General features: G+C 51.9%; 20 protein-coding genes. 15 read left to right on the forward strand and 5 right to left on the reverse strand.

What is annotated here, in order from left to right:
• Positions 1-12 precede the first annotated feature (12 nt).
• Entirely contained in the window at positions 13-2,379 is a 2,367-nt protein-coding gene (locus tag Q9L42_RS12845) for a phosphoketolase family protein (protein ID WP_349431193.1), read from the forward strand.
• Between the two features lie 227 nt (positions 2,380-2,606).
• On the opposite strand, the gene cynS is transcribed toward Q9L42_RS12845, so the two are convergent.
• The 4 genes from cynS to icd form a co-directional block, all read right to left on the reverse strand.
• Positions 2,607-3,047 carry a cyanase gene (cynS, locus tag Q9L42_RS12850; RefSeq protein WP_305907993.1) on the reverse strand — a complete coding sequence of 147 codons (441 nt, stop codon included), beginning with the start codon at positions 3,045-3,047 and terminating at the stop codon, positions 2,607-2,609.
• Between the two features lie 207 nt (positions 3,048-3,254).
• Positions 3,255-4,457 carry an NAD-dependent formate dehydrogenase gene (locus tag Q9L42_RS12855; RefSeq protein ID WP_305907992.1) on the reverse strand — a complete coding sequence of 401 codons (1,203 nt, stop codon included), beginning with the start codon at positions 4,455-4,457 and terminating at the stop codon, positions 3,255-3,257.
• Between the two features lie 122 nt (positions 4,458-4,579).
• Positions 4,580-5,497: a LysR family transcriptional regulator gene (locus Q9L42_RS12860; protein WP_349431194.1), complete on the reverse strand. Its 918-nt coding sequence runs from the start codon at positions 5,495-5,497 to the stop codon at positions 4,580-4,582.
• Positions 5,498-5,628: 131 nt separating this feature from the next.
• Entirely contained in the window at positions 5,629-6,921 is a 1,293-nt protein-coding gene (gene icd / locus Q9L42_RS12865; RefSeq protein ID WP_305907991.1) for an NADP-dependent isocitrate dehydrogenase, read from the reverse strand.
• Between the two features lie 991 nt (positions 6,922-7,912).
• Between icd and Q9L42_RS12870 the strand changes: the two genes are divergently transcribed.
• Complete coding sequence (locus Q9L42_RS12870) at positions 7,913-8,923, forward strand: isocitrate/isopropylmalate dehydrogenase family protein (protein WP_305907989.1); 1,011 nt, start codon at positions 7,913-7,915, stop codon at positions 8,921-8,923.
• Between the two features lie 57 nt (positions 8,924-8,980).
• Here the strand turns inward: Q9L42_RS12870 and Q9L42_RS12875 are convergent, their stop codons facing one another.
• Positions 8,981-9,454 carry a hypothetical protein gene (locus Q9L42_RS12875; RefSeq protein WP_305907988.1) on the reverse strand — a complete coding sequence of 158 codons (474 nt, stop codon included), beginning with the start codon at positions 9,452-9,454 and terminating at the stop codon, positions 8,981-8,983.
• A gap of 371 nt (positions 9,455-9,825) precedes the next feature.
• Here Q9L42_RS12875 and acnB point away from each other — a divergent pair, with 371 nt between their 5' ends.
• From acnB to Q9L42_RS12940, 13 genes are all read left to right on the forward strand, one after another.
• On the forward strand, positions 9,826-12,396 hold the full coding sequence (acnB, locus tag Q9L42_RS12880; RefSeq protein ID WP_349431195.1) for a bifunctional aconitate hydratase 2/2-methylisocitrate dehydratase: 2,571 nt from the start codon (positions 9,826-9,828) through the stop codon (positions 12,394-12,396).
• Positions 12,397-12,466: 70 nt separating this feature from the next.
• Positions 12,467-13,591, forward strand: a complete 1,125-nt coding sequence (gene zapE, locus Q9L42_RS12885) for a cell division protein ZapE (protein WP_305907987.1) — start codon at positions 12,467-12,469, stop codon at positions 13,589-13,591.
• A gap of 455 nt (positions 13,592-14,046) precedes the next feature.
• Positions 14,047-15,405: a V-type ATP synthase subunit B gene (locus tag Q9L42_RS12890; protein ID WP_305907986.1), complete on the forward strand. Its 1,359-nt coding sequence runs from the start codon at positions 14,047-14,049 to the stop codon at positions 15,403-15,405.
• The gene (locus Q9L42_RS12895; RefSeq protein ID WP_305907985.1) at positions 15,383-15,985 is read left to right on the forward strand and encodes a V-type ATP synthase subunit D; all 603 of its coding nucleotides are present in this window, start codon (positions 15,383-15,385) and stop codon (positions 15,983-15,985) included. The genes Q9L42_RS12890 and Q9L42_RS12895 overlap by 23 nt, the downstream gene beginning before the upstream one ends.
• Positions 15,982-17,775, forward strand: coding sequence for a V-type ATP synthase subunit I (locus tag Q9L42_RS12900; protein ID WP_305907984.1), 1,794 nt, complete (start codon positions 15,982-15,984; stop codon positions 17,773-17,775). The genes Q9L42_RS12895 and Q9L42_RS12900 overlap by 4 nt, the downstream gene beginning before the upstream one ends.
• Positions 17,776-17,777: 2 nt before the next feature.
• The gene (locus tag Q9L42_RS12905) at positions 17,778-18,233 is read left to right on the forward strand and encodes an ATP synthase subunit C (RefSeq protein ID WP_305907983.1); all 456 of its coding nucleotides are present in this window, start codon (positions 17,778-17,780) and stop codon (positions 18,231-18,233) included.
• Positions 18,230-18,916, forward strand: a complete 687-nt coding sequence (locus Q9L42_RS12910; protein WP_349431196.1) for a hypothetical protein — start codon at positions 18,230-18,232, stop codon at positions 18,914-18,916. The genes Q9L42_RS12905 and Q9L42_RS12910 overlap by 4 nt, the downstream gene beginning before the upstream one ends.
• Positions 18,913-19,602 (forward strand): DUF2764 family protein, encoded by a 690-nt coding sequence (locus tag Q9L42_RS12915; protein WP_349431197.1) that lies wholly within the window; start codon positions 18,913-18,915, stop codon positions 19,600-19,602. The genes Q9L42_RS12910 and Q9L42_RS12915 overlap by 4 nt, the downstream gene beginning before the upstream one ends.
• On the forward strand, positions 19,599-21,413 hold the full coding sequence (locus Q9L42_RS12920; protein WP_305907978.1) for a V-type ATP synthase subunit A: 1,815 nt from the start codon (positions 19,599-19,601) through the stop codon (positions 21,411-21,413). The genes Q9L42_RS12915 and Q9L42_RS12920 overlap by 4 nt, the downstream gene beginning before the upstream one ends.
• 223 nt (positions 21,414-21,636) lie before the next feature.
• Positions 21,637-21,876, forward strand: a complete 240-nt coding sequence (locus Q9L42_RS12925; protein ID WP_305907977.1) for a DUF4160 domain-containing protein — start codon at positions 21,637-21,639, stop codon at positions 21,874-21,876.
• Positions 21,836-22,102, forward strand: coding sequence for a DUF2442 domain-containing protein (locus tag Q9L42_RS12930; RefSeq protein WP_305907976.1), 267 nt, complete (start codon positions 21,836-21,838; stop codon positions 22,100-22,102). Before Q9L42_RS12925 ends, Q9L42_RS12930 begins: the two co-directional genes overlap by 41 nt.
• A gap of 90 nt (positions 22,103-22,192) precedes the next feature.
• Positions 22,193-22,666, forward strand: coding sequence for a GIY-YIG nuclease family protein (locus tag Q9L42_RS12935; RefSeq protein ID WP_305907975.1), 474 nt, complete (start codon positions 22,193-22,195; stop codon positions 22,664-22,666).
• A complete protein-coding gene (locus Q9L42_RS12940; RefSeq protein WP_305907974.1) occupies positions 22,639-22,962 on the forward strand; it encodes a DUF4357 domain-containing protein in 324 nt (107 codons plus the stop codon). Before Q9L42_RS12935 ends, Q9L42_RS12940 begins: the two co-directional genes overlap by 28 nt.
• Positions 22,963-23,130: the final 168 nt, after the last annotated feature.

Raw genomic sequence — 23,130 nt, forward strand, 5'->3', positions numbered from 1 at the left:
AGGGGGCAGGCAATGGCAAAGAATGAAAACGACAGAGCGGACTACGAAATGCTGGACGCGTATTGGCGGGCCTGCAATTATCTGGCCGCCGGCATGATCTATCTCACAGACAATCCGCTGTTGCAAAAACCGCTCAAGCCGGAACATATCAAGAATCGTTTGCTGGGACACTGGGGCGCCAGCCCGGGATTAAGTTTCAGTTACGTGCACATGAACAGGTTGATCAACAAATATGATCTGAACGCCATTTTCCTGGCGGGGCCGGGACATGGCGCCCCGGGGGTGCTGGCGCCGGTTTATCTGGAAGGCACCTACTCGGAAATCTATCCTAACAAAAGCGAAGACAAAGAAGGCATGCGCCTTTTTTTCAAGGAGTTTTCTTTTCCCGGCGGGATCGGCAGCCATTGCACACCGGAAACGCCGGGTTCGATACATGAAGGCGGGGAATTGGGATACAGTCTTTCTCACGCCTTCGGCGCGGCCTTCGATAATCCTGATTTGATCGTGACGGTGGTGGTCGGAGACGGCGAGTCGGAAACCGGGCCGTTGGCGACCTCCTGGCATTCCAATAAGTTTCTTAATCCGATCCGCGATGGCGCGGTCTTGCCGATATTGCATCTGAACGGCTACAAGATCAATAACCCGACGATACTGGCCCGCATTCCCCATGACGAACTCGAACATCTATTGCTGGGTTACGGTTGGAAACCCTATTTTGTCGAAGGCAGCGAGCCGATGGACATGCATGGCAAGATGGCGGCGACGCTGGAACAATGTGTGTTGGATATCCAGGATATTCAGCAAAGCGCCCGGGCGAATAACGATGTCAGTCGTCCGCTGTGGCCGATGATCGTATTGCGCAGCCCCAAGGGTTGGACCGGGCCGGCGACGGTGGATGGGCACAAGGTGGAAGGTTATTGGCGCGCCCACCAAGTACCGCTGGCGGCCGTCAAGGAAAATCCCAAGCATCTGCAGCAGCTAGAGGAATGGTTGCGCAGTTATCGGCCGGAAGAGCTGTTCGATGACAGGGGACGCTTGCTGCCGGAATTAAAAACATTGGCCCCGCAAGGTACTCGACGTATGAGCGCCAACCCGCACGCTAACGGCGGATTATTACGTAAATCATTGCGGATGACGGATTTTAGGGATTACGCGGTTCCGGTGGACAAACCGGGGCGTCAGGAGGCCGAAAATACTCGACCATTGGGCTGTTTTCTGCGCGATATCATGCGTTTGAATAAGACCAATTTCAGGGTGTTCGGGCCGGATGAAAACACTTCGAATAAACTGGATGCGATCTATCAGGCCAGTAAGAAGACCTGGATGGGCGGCTATCTGCCGGAAGATGAGGATGGCGGCGAGTTGTCGCCCCATGGTCGAGTCATGGAAATGCTGTCCGAGCATACCTTGGAGGGGTGGCTGGAAGGTTATTTATTAACGGGGCGCCATGGTTTTTTTTCCAGCTATGAGGCCTTTGTCCATATCATCGATTCGATGTTCAATCAGCACGCCAAATGGCTGGCGATCAGCGAAGAGATTCCCTGGCGGGCGCCTATTTCGTCGTTGAATCTATTGATTACCTCGACGGTTTGGCGCCAGGATCATAACGGTTTCACCCATCAGGATCCCGGATTCCTGGATGTGGTCGTCAATAAAAACCCGAAAGTTTGCCGCATTTATCTGCCGCCCGATATCAACAGCCTGTTGTCGGTCGCCGATCATTGTTTGCGCAGCAGAAACGATATCAACGTGATCGTCGCCGACAAGCAAAAACACATCCAATTCCTGGATATGGAGGCGGCGATCAAACATTGCACCAAGGGTATTGGTATCTGGGAATGGGCCAGCAACGACCAAGGGCAGGAACCTGACGCAGTCATGGTCGGTTGCGGTGATGTGACGACTCAGGAAGCATTGGCGGCGATTTCCTTGTTGCGGGAGTTTTTTGCCGACTTGAAGATTCGTTTCATCAATGTCGTCGATTTGTATAAACTGACGCCTGAAAGCGAGCATCCGCATGGATTGTCGGATCACGATTTCGACAGCCTATTCACCAAGGATAAACCGGTGATCTTTAATTTTCACGGCTACCCGTGGCTGATTCATCGACTGGCTTATCGCCGCAGCAACCATAAGAATCTGCACGTTCGCGGTTACAAGGAAAAGGGCAGTATCAATACGCCGCTGGAGCTGGCGATACGCAACGAAATCGATCGCTTCAGCCTGGCGATCGATGTCATCAATCGAGTGCCTAGATTGCAGGTCGCCGGCGCTCACGCCAAGGAAAGGCTACGGGACATGCAGATCGAATGCAGTCAATACGCCTACCGGCATGGCGTCGACCAGCCCGAATTCGCCCAATGGACCTGGCCGGACTGATAAGGATATCCTGAGTTCGGGATGAAAATTTCTTAATATTTGAGATAAATGCTTATCAGGTATTGACAGAACAAATGCGTGCAGTAGGGAGGCTGCGTTCAAGAATATATGAACGCATATAGTCCGCGTTTTCTGAAGTCATTGCCTGATGCTCTTCATGTTATTTAAACCGAATTGAGGTTAAAGATAGGGTGCAATAGCTCCAACTCTATTGCACCGAAACGGCGTTAGTAACTCTGGTAAGGGAGGAACTTGCCGGACATCGTGATCTGGACTCGATCACCGTTTGGGTTCGGTTCGCGGGCCATTTCCATTTTAAAGTCGATGGCGCTCATGATACCGTCGCCAAATTCCTCATGGATGAGTTCCTTCAGCGTAGGTCCATAGACGCCAATCAATTCATAAAAGCGATATATCAACGGGTCGGCCGGCGTGTCGCTGGTCGCCCCCTTATAAGGTACTACGGTCAGCCAGGTTCTTTCTTCTGTGCTTAAATCGAATAATTCACCGACGATATCGGCCTGGTCGTCGGCCAGCGTCATTTGGCCTAGACAGGCAGCGGTCACCCATTCCTTGCTCAGACCGACCTTCGTGGCCACGTCGCTCCATTTTAATCCTTGACTGATTTTGCTGGCGATGATCTTTTCGGTCACTTTCATTCTATTCATGTTTTCCTCCCGGAGTTTAACAAAGGTTATCTCTGTACCGCTGTACTGATAATTAGGTGTGTAGTTGCCTGCCAGGTGGACGAGACTGTGAAAGCTATATATGGCCATTCATATCGCAGTCTCGCCGCTCAACCGTTGATTCTAATAACGAAGGACATAGGGCATGATAGGCCATGCCTTAGCCAGCTCGTTGTTAGGCTTAGGCCTTTAGGCCTGCTTGAACTTGGTGGCTTCCTCGGAGCCACTGGTGGCATTGCCTTCACTATAGGAATGCGCGCCGACGCCGGCCAGCTGACCGCCCTGAACAATCAGGTATTCATCTCGGATGGGACGCCCTTCGAAGTAACATTCCAGGATTTCGCGGGTGCCTGCCGCATATCGAGTCTGCGCCGATAGGCTGGTGCCAGAAATATGCGGCGTCATGCCGTGATGGGGCATGCTGCGCCAAGGATGATCTTGCGGTGCGGGTTGGGGAAACCAGACATCGCCGGCATAGCCCGCCAGTTGACCGCTTTCCAGGGCTTCGACGATGGCATCGCGATCGCATAGTTTGCCACGCGCGGTGTTGATCAAGTAGGCGCCGCGCTTGAAATGTTTCAGTGACTGCGCGTTGATCATGTGCTCGGTTTCAGGGTGCAACGGACAGTTCAATGTCACCACGTCACAGACTTTGCTTAAGCTTTCCAAAGTGTCGTGATAAGTCAGGTTGAGTTCTTGCTCGATCGCTTCCGGCAGGCGATGTCTATCCATATAGTGTAGTTTTACATCGAAGGGATTTAGCAGACGCAGTACACGCAGGCCGATGCGGCCGGCGGCGATCGTGCCGACATTCATCGCTTCCAGGTCGTACGAACGCGCCACACAATCGGCGATGTTCCAGCCGCCATCGATCACATGATTGTAAGAAGGAATGTAGTTGCGCACCAGCGCCAGCGTCATCATCACGACATGCTCGGCCACGCTGTGGCTGTTGCAATAGGTGACTTCTGCGACGGTGACACCGTGATCTATTGCCGCCTGCAGATCGGTATGATCGGAACCGATACCGGCGGTAATGATCATTTTCAGATTTTTGGCCTTGGCGATGCGTTCGGCAGTCATATAAGCCGGCCAGAACGGCTGGGAAATGACGATTTCGGCATCATGCAATTCTCGATCGAGCACGCTGTCGACGCCGTCCTTGCTGGAGGTCACGACCAGTTCGTGGCCATTCGACTCCAGGTATTTGCGCAGCCCTAATTCGCCGGAAACGCTGCCGAGCAACACGCCGGGCTTGAAGTCTATCGATTTGGGCGTCGGCAGCGTTTGACCGTCCGGGTAATATTCCGGCTGGGGAAGATCGTCGCGCGCATAAGACGTCGGATAGCCGTCGATGGGATCGTCATAAAGAACACAAACAATTTTAGCCATTTTATTGTTACCTAAATTTTAGTGGATGACTGGGCATAACGATATGCTCAGATGTTTCCCGGCCGGGTGGCATTATTGTCTGCGTAGGCAGCGATGTGCGTCCAATTGTTTTGAAGTATGATTTAATAGGCGGTGGTTATCATTGCATCAAAACGTCGCTGTAAATCCAATTGTTGAGCGATCTGCCAGGCGGCATCCTGAATCGGGGAAGATGTGCTTTGTCGACGCATAATCAAACCGACTTCTCTTGACAACTCTGGCGTTAACGGTAAGGCGGTAACTTCCTGGTGTAACTCAAACTGGCTTAGCATGCTATGCGGAACGATGCTGTATAGCCCGGCGCTACGGACATGGGCATATAAGGCAAAAATGGAATCGGTTTCCAATTTGACATTGGGAGTGGCATCGGCCTCGCGAAAGGCGGCATCGATCAGCCGGCGGTTTTGCATGTTTTGGGTCAGCAAACATAGGGGAAATCCAGCGATATCGCGCCAGCTTAAGTGGCTTTTTATCAAACCAGGATCGGGATTGCGCGCCAACAACACATAGCGCTCTCGATAGAGCGATAAAGTCGCGAAACCTTTAAGCCGGCTATCTCCCAAATAGGTCAGCGCCAAATCCAACTCGAAATTGTCGAGCAGGCGTATTAGCTTCTCGGCGCAATGAGAAACGAGTTTGATTGTCATCCCGGGGTATTCAAGCTGACAGGGTTCGGTCAATAAGGGCGTAACGGGCAGCGTCGTCGGTATCGCCCCCAACTGCAATATGCCGGTCAGTTGTTGGCTATATTGCGCCGCGGCCTGCCGCATGCCTTCCCAGTTTTGGGCTAAAATCCGAGCCCATTGCAAAACCTTCTCGCCTTCATCGGTAAATCCTTGGAAGCGATGGCCACGTTTTATAATGGTAATACCGAGCTCTTCTTCAAGATGCTGGATCGCGGTGGACAAAGCGGGCTGGGATACATGGCAGGCTTCGGCGGCACGTCCGAAATGGCCGGTTTTGGCGAGGGCGAGCAGATAATCAATTTGGCGGATAAACATGAGAACGAAATTAACGTAAAAAGGGGGACAGGCTGGTTTAGCAACGACGAAGGCATGACGGCCGCAGGGATTGTGCGAAATTTTGTACAGCGGCGGGGGGCGGGATATGCATCCCGCCCCATTGTTTTAAGCTACATGTTTTCGATCAGCACGTCGGCGAATTTGCTGCATTTGACTTCGGTGGCGTTTTCCATCTGGCGGGCGAAGTCATAGGTGACCTGTTTACTGGCGATCACGGCGTCCATGGCGTCGATAATCTTGTCGGCCGCCTCGGTCCAGCCCAGATAGCGCAGCATCATTTCCCCGGACAGGATCAGTGAACCGGGATTCACCTTGTCCAGATTGGCGTATTTCGGCGCGGTGCCGTGGGTCGCCTCGAAAATAGCGGCTCCGGTCAGGTAATTGATGTTGCCGCCCGGCGCGATGCCGATGCCGCCAACCTGAGCGGCCAACGCGTCGGACAAGTAATCGCCGTTCAGGTTCATCGTCGCGATCACATCGAACTCGTCCGGCCGAGTCAGCACCTGCTGGAGGCTGATGTCGGCGATGGCGTCCTTGATCAAGATGCGGCCTTCAGCCAGCGCCTTTGCCTGTTCTTGATTAGCGGCTTGTTCGCCTGAGGCTTCCTTACTGCGTGTCCACTGCTCCCAGGTATAGGTTTGTTCGGGAAATTCGCGCTCAGCCAGGGCATAAGCCCAATTACGGAAGGCGCCTTCGGTAAATTTCATGATGTTGCCCTTATGGACGATAGTGACGCTTTTACGTCCGTTGGCCAGGGCATATTCGATTGCGGCACGGACCAGACGTTCCGTCCCTTGTCTAGATACCGGCTTGATGCCGATGCCGGAGGTTTCAGGAAAGCGTATTTTTTTGAAATGATCCGGGAAATGTTGCTGCAGCAATTGCAAAAAACGTTCATTTTCTTCGCTGCCCTGTTCAAATTCGACCCCGGCATAGATGTCCTCGGTATTTTCCCGGAAGATCACCATGTCGACCGCAGCCGGGTTCTTGACCGGCGAGGGTACGCCTTTAAACCAGCGCACAGGGCGCAGACAGACATACAGGTCGAGCATTTGCCTCAACGCGACATTCAGCGAACGGATACCGCCGCCAATCGGAGTCGTTAACGGCCCCTTGATGGCGACTTTGTAGTCGCGGCAGGCGCCCACCGTTTCGTCAGGCAGCCAGCTGTCGAACAGACGGTGGGCTTTCTCGCCGGCGTAGATTTCCAGCCATTGAATTTGTTTTTGCCCCTGATAGGCGGACGCGACTGCCGCATCCAGGACACGAACCGTGGCTCGCCAAATATCGGGGCCGGTGCCGTCGCCTTCGATGAAGGGAATAATCGGCAAGTCCGGTACCACCAGTTTGCCGTTTTCCATGGTTATCGGACTGCCGTTGGAGGGAGGGGTAAGCGTTGCCATGGGATATCCTCGCTGTCAGCTCAAAAGATTGAATAGCTTGAGGCCAGTTTGCCGTCATCGCTATCGGTGAAAACGGTTTTTCAGTTTGTTCAGAGTATCATGACTAAACCTCGGTTGACTGCAAAAATCTGTCCGTACAAATAGGGATATTGGAGGGCTATATATCAATTATTTGATCGGCTTCGATCCAGCCGCCGCTATATTCGCCGATATTGCAATCGAAAATATTGACATTCATGGGGTGAATATTGAGGTTTTGCTGCGCGCCTGGATACCACAATGACCAATTTTGCCTCCGGTGGCGGTTTTTGGCGGCTTCGCGAAGCCGCCCTACGTTGGCGGATCCGCTGCGCTTGATCCGCCCTACCGGTGCGGGTAGGGTAGGGTGTGCTGACGATAGGAAGCGCACCGGTTTTTGATGCGCTTCACGCTGCTCGACACATCCGAAGGCAAGACGGTGCTTTGCGTAGGAGGCCCGCCCAGAAGGTATTTTTTAATGAGGGAGCCCTGGGTTAGCTCTCATCGTTATACACATCTTTATGTTATCCATGTCATTCCGGCAGGGATTTCAGCAATTCTCAGTTTGAGTATTTTTGCGGGGTTTAGGGCATGGGGTGTGTCTGTCGAGGAGCGCCGTTCACCCAGCACCTAAATTATGCTGGAATGTAAAATATAGTCCAGTAGCCATGGAATTTAGGTGCTGGGTAAACCCATCCTTGGGGGCTTGACGGCAGCATCCTTGCTGTCGACATCCTCGCCAAACACACCCCATGCCCTTTTTGAACGCCAAATATGGGAATTGCTGCAGGGATTGCCGGAATCCAGGCTACATGGATGTATTTGGGCTGTCATCCTTGACCCTGGATACCCGCATCCCAGCGGGTATGACGAGACTTATGTATAACGATGAGGGGTTAGCTTGGCAACTAGATGACAAGATGCTTGGAAACTGTGTATCATACTGCACATTTTGGCAATTCAGGAGATTTGAATGCACAACGTCACGTTGATCAAAGGTGATGGTATCGGTCCTTCCATCATGGAGGCCGCGGTAAAAGTAATTGACGCATCAGGTGCAAAAATTCATTGGCATGAAGCGGAAGCCGGTATGGGGGCTTTTGAAAAATACGGTACGCCGTTGCCGGATGAAACCATGGAATCCATCGAAAAGACGCGTGTGGCTTTCAAAGGTCCATTAACCACGCAGGTCGGCAGCGGCTTCAGAAGCATCAATGTCGAGCTGAGAAAACGTTACGAATTGTACGCCAATATTCGTCCGGCCAAAAGCTGGCCGGGCGTGAAAACCCGTTTCGAAGATGTCGATATCGTCATCGTCAGGGAAAACACCGAAGGCTTGTATGCCGGTCTGGAGCATTATCTGACCCATAAGAAAGATATCGCCGAGAGTCTGGCGGTCGTCACCCGCGAAGGCTCTGAGCGGGTCATCGAATATGCCTTCCAGTATGCGCGCGACAATAACCGCTCGAAAGTGACGGTTTGCCATAAGGCGAATATCCTCAAATACACCCAAGGCCTGTTCTTGGACGTCGCCCGGGAAATTGCGCAAAAATATCCCGATATCGAGTTCGACGAAAAAATCATCGATGCGGCCTGTATGCATATGGTGATGAATCCGCAACAGTTTGATGTCGTCGTCACCACCAACATGTTCGGCGATATCATGTCCGATCTGACCGCGGGTTTGGTCGGCGGTCTCGGCCTGATTCCAGGTGCTAACATCGGCAAGGATGCGGCGCTATTCGAAGCAGTGCATGGCAGCGCCCCGGATATCGCGGGCAAAAACCTGGCCAACCCGACCGCAGTGATGATGGCCGGGGTGATGATGCTGAAATATCTGGGCGAAAATGATGCGGCGGCCCGCATGCAGCAAGCGATCGAAAAAGTCATTAATGACGGTCAATTTGTGACGCCGGATCTGAATCCGGCTTCCAAAGCCGGCACCATCGAAATGGGTCAGGCAATTATCGACGCGATGGCATAGTCTGCTGAAGCAGTGGCCAAGACAGTACCGCTATGGTGCTGTCTTGGCGCTTCTCTATCATTCGGTATAAGGGCCTTTGCGCTCGGGAGCGATATTCAACTCTCGGATCAGTTTTTCCAGCAATTGCTTCTCTTCCCGCACCACTCTTTCATGCATTCCAAAGGGATACTGAGTCGTGCAGGCGGCGGCAATATCCATACAATAGTCAAGAATCGTTTGTCGATGACGATGATCCTCGCTGAGGAAAAGCGTCGTCAGCGCCCCGAGCAAGCGCCGATCCGGTTTTTGATGGGCGAAACGATCCAAAAAGCTATTGGCATCGGCCACCGAAATCACCGGCGTTGCGTATAGCTGATCAAGCTTGGCGATATGCTCAATAACGAATTGATAGAGTATTTTTAATTCACCTTCCTGATTTATTCCATCTGCCCAGATCATGTCAATCAGGGGAATTAAATCCAGAAAATAAAAATCGGAGTCTTTCAAGTTGAATTCGACTTTCAACTGTTCAAAGCGATCTAGTTGGGACATCGGTGGGCTCGGGTTTATTTAGTCAAATTAAGGTAATGTCGATCCAATCGGCCTGCTTAGCCGCACAGCAAGCGACGCTGATCTAAAGTATAGGTAACAATTTCGTGTTCTTCAGTTTTTAGGAGCGAGTCTTAGCTTTCCGGATTAAATCATCGACAAACACACCCCAAGCCTCTTTGTTATCCAAATTAGGTATTGCTGGAATTAAATAAAAAGCGACAAACTGCCGTAAACACCGCTGGTGGCCAGATTAAATGGCCTCGCCGGAGTGAAACGAGTAGAATTAACACTATCTTTAACGCCGTGTCTGAAGTGTCGGTAGCGATTAATGATGGCGACAGACCGCAGATATTTAATCAACAGGATTCATCATGCTAGAACAATATCGTAAACACGTTGAGGAACGCGCCGCCGAAGGCGTCGTTCCCAAGCCTTTGGACGCCGAACAGGTGGCCCAACTGGTCGAGCTGATCAAACAGCCGCCGACCGGGGAAGAAGAGTTTATTCTCGACTTGCTGGCCAACCGTGTTCCCGCCGGTGTCGACGAAGCTGCCTATGTCAAAGCCGGATTTCTGGCTGCGGTGGCCAAAGGCGAAGCCGACTCTCCGATTCTAACGCCGGAGCGGGCCACCGAATTGTTGGGCACGATGCTTGGAGGATACAATATTGCGCCGTTGACCGAGTTACTGGATCATCAAACCTTGGCGCCATTGGCGGTCAAGGCGTTGTCGCATACCTTGCTGGTATTCGACGCCTTCCATGACGTCAACGAAAAAGCGCAAGCGGGCAATACCTATGCGCAGCAGGTCATTCAGTCCTGGGCCGACGCGGAATGGTTTACCAGCAAGCCGCAAGTTCCGGAAAAAATGACCGTGACCGTGTTCAAGGTCACCGGTGAAACCAATACCGACGATTTGTCGCCGGCTCAAGACGCCTGGTCCAGACCGGATATTCCGTTGCACGCCAAGGCGATGTTGAAAATGCCGCGTGAGGGAATTACCAATGCCGAGCAACAAATCGAGGCGTTGAAACAAAAAGGTTTTCCAGTCGCCTATGTCGGCGATGTCGTCGGCACCGGTTCGTCGAGAAAATCGGCGACCAATTCCGTTTTATGGCATATGGGCGACGATATTCCCTATATCCCGAACAAACGCGCCGGCGGCGTTTGCATCGGCGGCAAGATCGCGCCCATCTTCTTCAATACGATGGAAGATTCCGGCGCCTTGCCGTTCGAATGCGATGTCAGCGATCTGAACATGGGCGACGTGATCGATATCTATCCTTATCAGGGCTTGGTGAAACGGCACGACTCCGACGAAGTAATCTGCGAATTTTCCCTGAAAACGGAAGCGATACTCGATGAAGTGCGCGCCGGCGGACGGATTCCATTGATCATCGGCCGCGGCTTGACCGACCGGGCCCGCAAGGCGCTGGACTTAGAGCCTTCGACAGTATTCTTTCGTCCGACTCCCGCTAACGATAGCGGCAAGGGTTACACGCTGGCGCAAAAAATCGTCGGTAAGGCGTGCGGCGTCGAAGGTGTGCGGCCGGGCACTTATTGCGAACCCCACATGACCACGGTCGGCTCCCAGGACACCACCGGTCCGATGACCCGTGACGAACTGAAGGATCTGGCTTGCCTGGGCTTTTCCGCCGACTTGGTGTTGCAGTCGTTCTGTCACACGGCCGCCTATCCGAAGCCGGTCGACGTCGAAACGCAACATACCCTGCCGGATTTCATCATGAATCGCGGCGGTGTTTCATTGCGTCCCGGCGACGGCATCATCCATTCCTGGCTGAACAGAATGTTGCTGCCGGATACCGTCGGCACCGGCGGCGATTCACATACCCGATTTCCGATCGGGATTTCCTTTCCGGCCGGTTCCGGGTTAGTTGCGTTTGCCGCGGCGACCGGTGTGATGCCGTTGGATATGCCGGAATCGGTGCTGGTGCGTTTCAAAGGCGAAATGCAACCCGGCATCACGTTGCGAGATCTGGTCAATGCGATTCCTTATGCGGCCATTCAACGCGGCTTGCTGACCGTCGAGAAAAAAGGTAAGAAGAATGTCTTTTCCGGACGCATACTGGAAATTGAAGGCTTGCCTGATCTAAAAGTCGAACAGGCCTTCGAGCTGTCCGATGCTTCGGCGGAACGTTCCGCCGGCGGCTGCACGATTCGTCTTGATGAAGAGCCGATACGCGAATATCTGACTTCCAATATCACGCTGTTGAAATGGATGATTGCCGAAGGCTATGGCGATGCCCGAACCCTGCGGCGTCGTATCAAGGCGATGCAGGAATGGTTGGATAATCCGAGTTTATTACAGGCGGATGCCGATGCGGAATATTTCGAGGTCATCGAAATCGACATGTCGGAAATCAAGGAACCCTTGTTAGCCTGCCCGAACGATCCAGACGACGTCAAAACCCTATCCGATGTTGCCGGCACTCAGATCGATGAGGTTTTCATCGGCTCCTGCATGACTAATGTCGGCCATTTCCGCGCCGCCGGTAAACTGCTGCAACAACAGCAAGGGGAATTACCGACTCGCCTATGGATGGCGCCGCCGACTAAGATGGATCAGAACCAACTGACCGAAGAAGGTTATTACAGTACCTTCGGCAAGGTCGGCGCCAGAATGGAAATGCCGGGTTGTTCGTTGTGCATGGGAAACCAGGCCCGGGTTGCGGACAATGCCACCGTGGTTTCCACCTCGACGCGCAATTTTCCCAATCGTTTGGGTACCGGGGCGAACGTTTATCTGGCGTCCGCCGAATTGGCGGCAGTTTGTTCGCTACTCGGTAAAATACCGACGATGGAGGAATATAAGCAATATGCCGGCATTATTGATGAAACCAGCGCCGACACCTATCGCTACCTGAACTTCGATCAGCTCGACAGTTATCAGCAGAAGGCCGAACAGGTAAACGAAGAAGCATGATGGTCATGCCGCGACGGCAACGCTGTTGCGGCATGGACGATCTCGACGGCAGTCATACCGAAACCTGAGCATGTTGAAAAAATATTTTCTACAACCGGATTCATTAAGTTCAGTCGACGCCTCGATCGATTTAAGCGGCGCTTATGACAGATTGATCGAGCAAAACCATTATCGCCGGGATCCCAATCAAATCGCGCTGTTAGAGTATTTACAGGCTGTGCTGGACAGGGTACAGTTGCAGGAGAGGCTGCAGCGGCGCGTTTTCGGCAAAAAATTAATCGGTCGCTGTAGACATTTATATGTTTATGGCGGCGTCGGCCATGGCAAATCGATGTTGATGGATTTGTTTTTTGACGCTTGCCCGGTTAAACAGAAAAGACGGGTGCATTTTCATGCCTTCATGCAGGAAGTGCATGAATTCATACACCGCTGGGAGAAACGGCCGCGTGGTGACGTCATTGCCGCATTGGCCAAACAAATCAGGTCGTCGACGCTATTATTGTGTTTCGATGAGTTTCATGTCACCGATATTGCCGATGCGATGATCATGGAAAGGCTGTTTCGCAGCCTTTTCGAACTCGGCGTCGTGACCGTGATGACGTCCAATCGTCATCCCTCCGATCTTTATCGCGGCGGTTTGCTTAGAGAACAGTTTTTGCCTTTCGTCGATTTGCTGCTTAATTCGGCCGATATCGTCGAATTGGCAGGACAGGTCGATTATCGTTTTGCCGTCGAGGAAGCTGAAGATCGGCGTTATTTCTGCCCGCTAGGCGCCGAGGCGGATTTTTTGCTGAACCAGCGATTTCTACATAGCAGCGGGGCGGAAAAACCGTCTAAAGGCAGTATTCATGTATTCGGCAGGGACATCAGTCTGACGGCGGTGCATGGCGACACCTTGCTGACCTCGTTCGATCAGCTTTGCAAGCAATCATTGGGGGCGCCTGATTATCTGCATATCGCCGCGCGGTTCAACACGGTGTTAATGGCCGATATCCCGAGATTAGCGCCGGATAACTGCGATGAAGCGAGGCGCTTTGAAATCCTGATAGACGCCTTGTACGAACATAAGGTCAAATTCATTTGCAGCGCCGAGGCACCGCCCCGGGAAATCTATAAGGCGGGCGAAGGAGCGTTTGAATTCAAGCGAACCGTCTCGCGATTAATGGAAATGCAATCCGATCGCTATGTAAAATGATGGAAAAGTACCAGCAATTCCCACTTTGGCGTTCAAAAAGGGCATGGGGTGTGTTTGACGAGGATGTCGGCAGCAAGGATGCGGCCGTCAAGCCCCCAGCACCTAAATTCCATGGCTACTGGACTATATTTTACATTCCAGCATAATTTAGGTGCTGGGTGAACGGCGCTCCTCGACAGACACACCCCATGCCCTAAACACAGCAAAAATGTTCAAACTGGGAATTGCTGGAAAAGTACCGCGCTGATTGATTTTAATCATGCCGGCGTTATCATAAACTGAGTTCGGAATAAAAAATTGCCCTACAGTTTGAGAGACATGTTCTGAGTCAATGCCTGATGCTTTTTACGTTTCTTAAACCGAACTGAGGGGGCGGAGAACGATGTTTCCCGGTTTTAGCGAGCCGTATTCAAAGAATGGGGAAAATTGAGCTCATTTAAACAGGAGGATGGTTTGTGATTGAAAACATGGTCAGGCATCACAATATCAAGTCTATCGTCGGTAATATCATCACGATCAGGCTTGCCAACATGGATATATTGGATGAGATCACGCCGCGTTTCGGCGATTTGGCCAAGATCGAGGATGAAAATGGCCTACATTCTTTGGCCCAGGTCATTAAAATCGACGGCAACGACATAGCGCTGCAGATTTTCTCCGGAACCCAGGGCATTTCCACCCACGCATCGGTGCGTTTTCTCGGTCATTCGATGAGGGTGACCTATTCCAATAATATTCTAGGCCGGCTCTTCAATGGCGTGGGCGAACCGATGGACGGCGGCTCATCATTGCAACCGGACCCTAAGGTCGCGATCGAAAGCGCGTCGGTCAATCCGATGAGGCGGGTGATGGCATCGAAAATGATCCGCACCAATGTGCCGATGATCGACCTGTTCAACTGTCTGGTCGAAAGCCAGAAAATCCCCATATTTTCGATTTCCGGCGAACCCTATAATGCCTTCCTGGCCCGGATCGGCATACAGGCCGACGCCGATATCGTCGTCTTCGCCGGCTTGGGATTGATTTTCGATGATTTCTATTTTTTTCGCTCCCAGTTCGAGCAGGCCGGTGTTTTCGCGCGCACGGTGATGTTTACGAACCTGGCTTCCGACCCGATCGTCGAGCGTTTGCTGGTGCCGGACATGGCGTTGACGGTCGCCGAGCGTTTCGCCGTCGAGGAGGGGAAAAGAGTCTTGGTGCTGATGACCGACATGACCGCTTACGCCGATGCGATGAAGGAAGTCGGCGTGTCGATGGAGCATGTGCCTTCCAATCGCGGTTATATGGGCGATCTGTATTCACAATTGGCCAAACGCTATGAAAAAGCCTGCGATTACCACGGCGCCGGTTCGGTGACGATACTGTCGGTTACGACGATGCCTGGCAACGACGTGACCCATCCGGTGCCCGACAATACCGGTTATATCACCGAGGGCCAGTTTTATCTGCATGACCGCATGCTCGACCCTTTCGGTTCATTGTCGAGGCTGAAACAGCATGTCATCGGCAAGGTGACTCGCGAAGATCACGCCCAGATCATGAACACGATGATTCGTTTTTATTCGGGCGCCAATGACGCCGAGCAGAAACAGGCGATGGCCTTTGATTTATCCGAACATGATCATAATCTGCTAAGGTTTGGCCGCCTGTTCAGAGAACGCTTCATGGATATCAATGTTTCCATCAGTCTCGAAGACGCTCTCGATTTATGCTGGCAGACGCTGGCCGAATGTTTCGATGACAGTGAATTGTTAATGAAGCAGTCCTTGATTGATAAATATTATCCGCGCCATGAGCAGACTGCAATACAGTAAAGCGTCGCTGCACAAGCAAAGCGCCCTGTTGAAGCGCTATCGTCAGTATCTGCCTTCGCTGGATTTGAAGCGCCAGCAACTAATTGCCGAACGGGCGAAGGCCATGAAACAAATGCGGGCGACGCAACAGCAGATAGAACAAACGCTACAGTTTGTCCGTGACAACTTGCCGATGTTGGCCGATGAGAATATCAAGCTGGCCGAGCTGGTCGCCGTCAACGATATACGGATTGAACAAGAAAATCGGGTGGGCGTCGAAATTCCCCGGCTAGCCGATATCGACATCAGCGAAAAAGCTTATTCATTTTTCTGCAAGCCGCACTGGGTCGACCTCTATGTCCGCAAATTGAAGGAGATGCTGACGCTAAAGATACAGTTGCAAGTTGAACGCAGACGCTTGGAATTGTTGGATCATGCAGTCAAAAAGGTGACCCAGCGGGTCAATCTGTTCGATAAGATATTGATTCCCAAAGCCGAAAAAAATATACGTAAGATTCGCATCTTCCTGTCGGATAGCGAAAGAGCGGCGGTGATTCGCGCCAAAATCACCAAGCAAAAACGACTCAGGCATGCATCATGAGCATCGTCAGCCTAAAAAGAATGACCTTATGCGGTCTGCTCGACGAAAAAGCGTCCATACTGCACCAATTGCAGGCCCTGGGCGGCGCCCATTTGATTCCATTGACCGAGATGCCGGAGTCTGCACAGACCGCAACCCAGCACATCACCGAAAAAGCCGTCAATGCGTTGAAATACCTGATGCAGTGCCGTAACAAGCGCCATCAGGTTCATGATGACGAAGAGTTCAATTTGGAGACGGTGGTCGACAATGTCGCCAAGGTGCGCTACGAATGCCGCCTGTTATCCGATCAACGCGATTTTCTGCTGAAACGCATCGCCGAAATCGAACCTTGGGGAGATTTCCAACTGACGGAAAAGGACGATTTGGGCCCGATCCAATTATGGTTTTACATCGTTCCGAAACGCTTGATGCACAAACTGAATAAGGCGCTCGTTTATCAAGTCGTGCATCAGGACAATTTGTATTGTTATGTCGTCGTGTTATCGGAACAAGAACCCGACAGCACCGCGTTGCCGGTCGCCCGCACCCATACCGGTCGGGTGCCGCTGTCGCAATTGAAAAAACAGCTGCAACAGACCGAACTGCGGCTGGAGGATCTGCAGGCGGAGCGGGAATCGCTAACCCGCTGGATTACCTTGATCTCGTTAAGTCTGGTTAAAAATGAAGAGCATGCCGATTTGAAGGTCGCTCATACGATGACGCTGGACAGCGATCCGGTGTTTGTCTCTCAAGCTTGGATTCCGGCCAGCGAAACCGAACGTTACGCTGATTTTGCCAAGTTCCATGGTTTGGCGATACAGTTCAGCGACCCCGAACCGAATGACAAACCGCCGACGTTGCTGTCCAACCAGGAAGAGCTGGCCGGCGGCGAGGAGGTCATTAGTTTTTATCAGACCCCTAGTTATTTCGATTGGGACCCGTCGGTTGTGGTGTTTTTTTCCTTCGCCCTGTTTTTTGCGATGATTTTGTCGGATGCCGGTTATGCCCTTGTGTTCGGGGTGTTGCTGATGTTGAAATGGTCCTCGCTGAAACGTAGTAAGAGCAGGCGGCGTCTGCGCATGCTGGCCGCCGTCACGATCGGCTGTTCGCTGGTTTGGGGAGTGCTGACCGGCAGCTATTTCGGGCTAGCGCCGACCGGCCAAGGCTTTATCGCGAAACTGAAGATCTTTGATTTGCAAGATTTTGACAGTATGATGCGGTTGTCGATCGGCGTCGGGGTCGGCCATATTGCGCTCGCCAATCTGGTCAAGTTCTATCAGAACAGGCGTCGCTTATCGGCGCTGGCGCCGCTCGGCTGGGTGCTTGCCGTCATCGGCGGCTTTACTTATTGGTTAGCGCTGGAACAGGCTAATGAAAGCGGACGGATCGCCGCTTATGCCCTGTTGACCTTGGCTGCGATATTCGTGTTAGGCTTCAACAGCGAGCGGCCGGTTCGTCAACCGGTGGATCTGCTCTGGCGATTATTGCAAGGCCTTAAAAGTTTGACCGGCGTTACCCGGATTTTCGGTGATGTCTTAAGCTATATGCGCTTGTTTGCGCTGGGCTTGGCCAGCGCCTCGCTGGCCTTGACCTTTAATCAGCTGGCTGGCCAGGTTTATCATTCGGTGCCTGGCGTCGGTTTGTTGTTCAGCCTGTTGATCTTGCTGTTCGGGCACGGCCTGAATTTGCTGTTATGCTTGATGAGCGGCCTGGTGCATGGCTTACGGCTTAATTTTATCGAGTTTTATAATTGGAGTGTGTCTGATGAAGGTTATCCGTTTAAGGCTTTTTCACGGAAGGGTGGGTGAACATGATTGAAATTATGCTGGTGCTGGGTTGGTTGGGCTTATATGCGCCGATGGCGCTCGGTGCGATCGGAAGCATCATCGGTTGCGCGATAGCCGGACAGGCGGCGATTGGCGCGATGCTGGACACCGAGAGCGGCTATGGCCGTTATGTTGGCGTATCGGCGATGCCTTCGTCGCAGGTCATTTACGGCATCGTGATTATGTTTACGTTGAATCGCCCCATCGCCGGAGATAATGCCGCCGGCATCTTCGCGATCGGCTTGCTGTCGGGATTCGCTTTGTTATTCAGCGCGGTTTATCAAGGCCAGTGTTGCGCCTCGGCGATCCATGCCGCCAAGGCCAAGCCGGAAATCTTCGGGCTTTCGATTGCCCCGGCCGCCATCGTCGAAGGTTTTGCCGTGTTTGCCTTCATCTTCGCCTTGGTGATTAGCGCAGGCATCGCGCAGGCGCCGGTATGACGGAGAAACAACAAATTGCTTCCTCGGGCGTGGAGGCATTGATCGAGCGACTTAAGAACGAAGGCTTGGCCGCCGGACAGAAGAAGGCCGAAGCCATCGTACTCGATGCGCAAAAACGCGCCGAATGGATCGTCGAAGAAGCCGAAGAAGAAGCCCGTCAGCTGAAGGAGCAAGCGAGACAAGACGTCGAGTCGATGCAGGCGGCAGCTCAGGATGCCTTGCAATTGGCGGCGAGAGATGCGCTGATCAAACTGCGCGACTCCTTGCTCAACGGCTTCAGCCAGGAAGTCGGCCGCGTGGTCGGCGAACAAATGCAAGACCGTACCTTTATGGAAAAACTGATACTGGAGCTGGCCGGTTCGGTGCGGGAAAAAACCGCGATGGACCGCAGCGAGTCCGTCGCCATGCAGTTGCCGACCGATGTGATCGGCGTGGAAGAACTGAAAAAGAACCCCGAAGAACTGAAACAGGGGGCGTTATCGCAATATACCGCCTCGCTCGCCGCCGAGATGTTGCGGGAGGGAGTCAGGTTCGAGATCAATGACGATCTGAGCGGCGGTTTGTTTATCAAGCTGGAAAACGAGGAAATGGTCATCGATTTCAGTGACCAAACTGTGGCCGCCTTGTTGCTGGAGCATATACAGCCGCGCTTCAGGGCTTTGCTGCAGGGCATCGTAAAATGATCGCCGAACGTTTCAAATATGCGATGTTGATGGCCAGCCTGCCGCCGCATAAGCCCGACCTGTACGCCGCCAAGCAGACGCCGATTTCCGAGATTCAGCTGCAGAAACGTTTACAGTGGCTGGAGCCCCAGGATGCCGAGGACCTGGCCAAGATACAATCCTTGTTGTATTGGTCGAAAATACCCGATGCCAGCGATGAGAATTTTATCGCTCATACCTCGGCGATATTGGAGACGCTTCATAATGTTTTTTTTCGCCAGGTAATCACCTGGCGTTTGGAATTACGCACCGTCATCGCCGCGTTAAGAAAGCGTCATCAGGGCATGAAGACGCCTCCGGACAAGTCCGCGCTGGGGGTCGGGCGGTGGAATTTGTTTATCGAAAAAAACTGGGAGCAGGCCGATTTCGGCATCGGTCGTCAGTTGCCGTGGCTGGATCAGGCCAATACCCTGATCAGAAACCAAGACAGTCTGGCGCTGGAAAAATTTCTGCTGAATCTGGTATGGCGGCACTACGAACAACAGGGCAACGGTCATTATTTCGATTTTGAGGCGGTTATCATTTATGTGCTGCGCTGGGACGTGATCAATCGCTGGAATCATTATCATAAGCAACAGGCGGTGCAACGTTTCTCCGATATCGTCGAGCAACGTTTACAAGGTGTTTTTGACGGATTTTATCAATGAATACAGAGACACAGGCAAGCGCAAAAGTCATTGCCGTTCAGGATGACATCGTTTCGATTCAGTCGTTGCCGGGCGTCGATAAGGCGCTGACCAAGAACGAGTTGGTCTATATCCTGCCTTCCCGAAGCACAGCCAGGTACACCGAGCGTCTGAAAGCCGAAGTATTGCGGATACACGGCGACCGCGCCGACGCCCAAGTCTATGAAAGCACCGCCGGGATCGCCGTCGGCGATCCGGTCGAGCAGAGCGGCCGAATGTTGTCGGTGGAGTTGGGGCCGGGGTTGCTTGGGCAGGTTTATGATGGCTTGCAAAATCCGTTGGATTTGCTCGGCAAAGAATACGGCTATTTCCTGCCCAGAGGCGTCGATTTGCCGGCTCTGGACGTTAACAGCAAATGGGCTTTCACGCCGATCGTGCAGAGCGGCGAAAAGGTCACGGCCGGCTCGGTCATCGGCACCGTCGTTGAACGACGCTTCACACATAAAATTATGGTGCCCTTCGATGTCGGTGGAGAAGCCGAAGTGATCTGGATTCAGGAGGGCGCCGTCAGCATCGAAGAAGCAGTGGCGGTGATCCGCTTGAAAAACGGTCGGGAGCAGAATATTTACTTGAAACAAAGCTGGCCGGTCAGGATTCCGTTGCCGAGACAGCTGCTTATGCATAACCTCGCCGAACGTCAGTATCCCGACCGGCCTTTGATCACCCATCTGCGTTTGATCGACACCTTTTTTCCGATTGCCGAGGGCGGCACCGGCTGTATCCCGGGCCCGTTCGGCGCCGGCAAAACGGTCTTGCAGAATCTGATCTCGCGTAATTCCGACGTCGATATCGTCATCGTCGTCGCCTGCGGAGAACGGGCCGGCGAGGTGGTCGAAACGATCACAGAATTTCCGCAGTTATCGGACCCTAAAGGCAGCGGTTCGCTGATGGATAGAACCATCATCATCTGCAATACCTCGTCTATGCCGGTCGCCGCCCGCGAAGCCTCGATCTATACCGGCATTACCCTCGGTGAATATTATCGCCAGATGGGATTGAATGTGCTGTTGCTGGCCGATTCCACCTCGCGCTGGGCGCAGGCGATGCGGGAGACTTCCGCCCGCCTGGAGGAGATTCCCGGAGAAGAAGCCTTTCCAGCCTACCTGGATTCCTCGATCAAATCGATCTATGAACGGGCCGGCATGCTGGTGACCGCCGACGGCAGCCGCGGCAGCTTGACGATGATCGGTACGGTGTCGCCGGCCGGCGGCAACTTTGAAGAGCCGGTCACCCAGTCGACGCTGAATACCGTTAAGACATTTTTGGGGCTCAGTGCAGAACGGGCCTATAAGCGTTTCTATCCGGCCGTGGACCCGCTGATTTCCTGGTCCAGATATCTCGAACAGCTGCACGACTGGTATGAACGCGAACTGGAGCCAGGCTGGAGCGGTCAGGTATTGGCGGTGCTGGCATTACTGAAACGCGGTGATGATATTTATCAAATGATACAGGTCGCCGGGGAAGAGGGCATCACTTTGGCGGATTATGTGACTTATCAGGAGGCATTGTTCGTAGACATGGTTTATTTGCAGCAGGACGCCTTCGACGAGGTCGATGTCGCGGTGCCGATACAGCGACAAAAAGAAAACTTCAAGCTGTTAGTCAAACTGGTGACGGCCGATTACCGCTTCGGCGATCAGAGCCAGGCCAGAGAATATTTCGTGCGCTTGACCGGTTTGTTCAAGAATCTGAATTATGCGAAATATCAATCCGCCGAATATCAGGCCTTGCTGAACAAAATTGATGAGCTAGCGGGGGCGGTGCAGGCTTAGGGGGACGACAAAAGCGTCTAGAGTTTGACCAATCGAAGACAGCTAGGTAATACGATGGGAAATATTATACTGGAGATATCTAAATCTGTTTATCATGAAAATAAGTATGTTATGCCGTTTAGAGCTACAAGGTTTTCAATACAGAAGGGGGGATTTGCATTTCTAATGAATGAGATGTGCAGATCTGGGTAATCATTCATTATGTACTGGTAAATATGAAGTTATGAGTCCAACAGTATTTAGAGAAGATGGATACCGTTTTTTCTTTTTCTCACGAGAAGAGGAACGTATGCACGTCCATGTAGTATCAGGAGAAGGAGAGGCAAAGTTTTGGCTTGAGCCAGAAATTGAATTGGCAAAGAATTATAATTATTCAAGAAAGCAATTGAAAACAATCGAATCACTTGTGGAGGCTCATTACAATGAACTCATTGGCGCATGGAAACAACACTTCGGCAGTTGAAGTAACCAATATTTCTACACATGGTGTTTGGCTTTATAGTCATGGAAAAGAACTTTTTATGTCGTATAAAGATTTTCCCTGGTTTAAAGATCAGGCGATAAGTTCAGTCATTAATGTTGAAGAACAATCGCCTGGTCATTTTTATTGGCCAGATATTGATGTGGATTTGACCGAAGAAATCATTGAACATATTGAAAGATTCCCACTTAAAGCACAAAGTACATGACAATCGCATTCACTCAGACCGCCAAAAGTGCCGCTTCGCACTTCTTTTAGCGGCTGGTGATGCGAAGCGTTAAGTTTCAAGGAGAGTTCATTGCAAGCAGCAACAATAAAAATATTCCTGGTTCACGGAAGTCCAAGCGGACTAAGGACGGCAGAGCTGTCAAATTGGTCTGGCAAAGCCATCGCCGCGCCAAGAACAGAGATTTCAGACCTTTTGAAACGAGAGGAGCTTGCAAACCCAGGATTCTATCTTCTAACAGGCGTCGACCCAGAATCGGGTGATAGAGCTATTTATATTGGTGAAGCCGAAAATGTCACAAATAGGTTGAAAGGTCATGCAACAAAGGACTTTTGGAATGCTGCAACAGTCTTTGTTTCTAAAGATGAGAATCTGACGAAAGCCCATATACGCTATATAGAGGGTGTACTAATCGAAAGAGCAAACAACAATGGCGTTGCCATTGTTATGAACTCTGCAAGTAGCGGAGCAAGACTTCCAGAGTCAGATGCGGCAGAGATGGATGTTTTTCTGGAAAAATGTCTTCAACTCCTTATTGCAAAATAAAGGGGCTCACTGCCACGGGGAAACGAACTGCAAACGGTTTTATTGTCTTTGCTGGTTCGCAGGCTGTCTTAGAGCACAGAGCTTCTGCGAAGCGTATGCGAGCCAAAAGAGAACAGTTGATTGAAAAGGGGGTTCTTTTGCAAGAAGGCGATCACCTAGTATTTACCAAAGACATAGAGTTTGGCTCACCAAGCACCGCTGGTAGCGTTGTTCGTGGAGGTAATACAAATGGCCTTACGAATTGGAAAAATTCACAAGGCATTCAGCTCAAAGAGATCGAAGCTAATGAAACTTAACAATTTGCTGCACACGGAAAAATTACTCGCTGCATGAAAAATAAATCTGTTCCCTTTTTGTCCTCTTTTTTGAGAATGAACACTGTGGCCTCGAGAAGGAGAAGAGGTCATAAGCGCCAACTTAAGCATCTAAGTAATTGATTAAAAAAGGCTAACACCTAAATCCCG

It is taken from the genome of Methylomarinum sp. Ch1-1 (assembly GCF_030717995.2).
In the GTDB taxonomy this organism is placed as follows: Bacteria; Pseudomonadota; Gammaproteobacteria; order Methylococcales; family Methylomonadaceae; genus Methylomarinum; species Methylomarinum roseum.

Bases quoted from the DNA above. Each gene is read 5' to 3' on its own strand.
- Q9L42_RS12940 (WP_305907974.1), top strand. From the start codon at position 22,639: ATGTCTTCAACTCCTTATTGCAAAATAAAGGGGCTCACTGCCACGGGG.
- Q9L42_RS12870 (WP_305907989.1), top strand. From the start codon at position 7,913: ATGCACAACGTCACGTTGATCAAAGGTGATGGTATCGGTCCTTCCATC.
- acnB (WP_349431195.1), top strand. From the start codon at position 9,826: ATGCTAGAACAATATCGTAAACACGTTGAGGAACGCGCCGCCGAAGGC.
- Q9L42_RS12930 (WP_305907976.1), top strand. From the start codon at position 21,836: ATGAACTCATTGGCGCATGGAAACAACACTTCGGCAGTTGAAGTAACC.
- Q9L42_RS12900 (WP_305907984.1), top strand. From the start codon at position 15,982: ATGAGCATCGTCAGCCTAAAAAGAATGACCTTATGCGGTCTGCTCGAC.
- zapE (WP_305907987.1), top strand. From the start codon at position 12,467: ATGTTGAAAAAATATTTTCTACAACCGGATTCATTAAGTTCAGTCGAC.
- Q9L42_RS12855 (WP_305907992.1), bottom strand. From the start codon at position 4,457: ATGGCTAAAATTGTTTGTGTTCTTTATGACGATCCCATCGACGGCTAT.
- Q9L42_RS12915 (WP_349431197.1), top strand. From the start codon at position 18,913: ATGATCGCCGAACGTTTCAAATATGCGATGTTGATGGCCAGCCTGCCG.
- cynS (WP_305907993.1), bottom strand. From the start codon at position 3,047: ATGAATAGAATGAAAGTGACCGAAAAGATCATCGCCAGCAAAATCAGT.
- Q9L42_RS12905 (WP_305907983.1), top strand. From the start codon at position 17,778: ATGATTGAAATTATGCTGGTGCTGGGTTGGTTGGGCTTATATGCGCCG.
- Q9L42_RS12845 (WP_349431193.1), top strand. From the start codon at position 13: ATGGCAAAGAATGAAAACGACAGAGCGGACTACGAAATGCTGGACGCG.
- Q9L42_RS12910 (WP_349431196.1), top strand. From the start codon at position 18,230: ATGACGGAGAAACAACAAATTGCTTCCTCGGGCGTGGAGGCATTGATC.
- Q9L42_RS12895 (WP_305907985.1), top strand. From the start codon at position 15,383: ATGAGCAGACTGCAATACAGTAAAGCGTCGCTGCACAAGCAAAGCGCC.
- Q9L42_RS12860 (WP_349431194.1), bottom strand. From the start codon at position 5,497: ATGTTTATCCGCCAAATTGATTATCTGCTCGCCCTCGCCAAAACCGGC.
- Q9L42_RS12925 (WP_305907977.1), top strand. From the start codon at position 21,637: ATGAGTCCAACAGTATTTAGAGAAGATGGATACCGTTTTTTCTTTTTC.
- icd (WP_305907991.1), bottom strand. From the start codon at position 6,921: ATGGCAACGCTTACCCCTCCCTCCAACGGCAGTCCGATAACCATGGAA.
- Q9L42_RS12875 (WP_305907988.1), bottom strand. From the start codon at position 9,454: ATGTCCCAACTAGATCGCTTTGAACAGTTGAAAGTCGAATTCAACTTG.
- Q9L42_RS12920 (WP_305907978.1), top strand. From the start codon at position 19,599: ATGAATACAGAGACACAGGCAAGCGCAAAAGTCATTGCCGTTCAGGAT.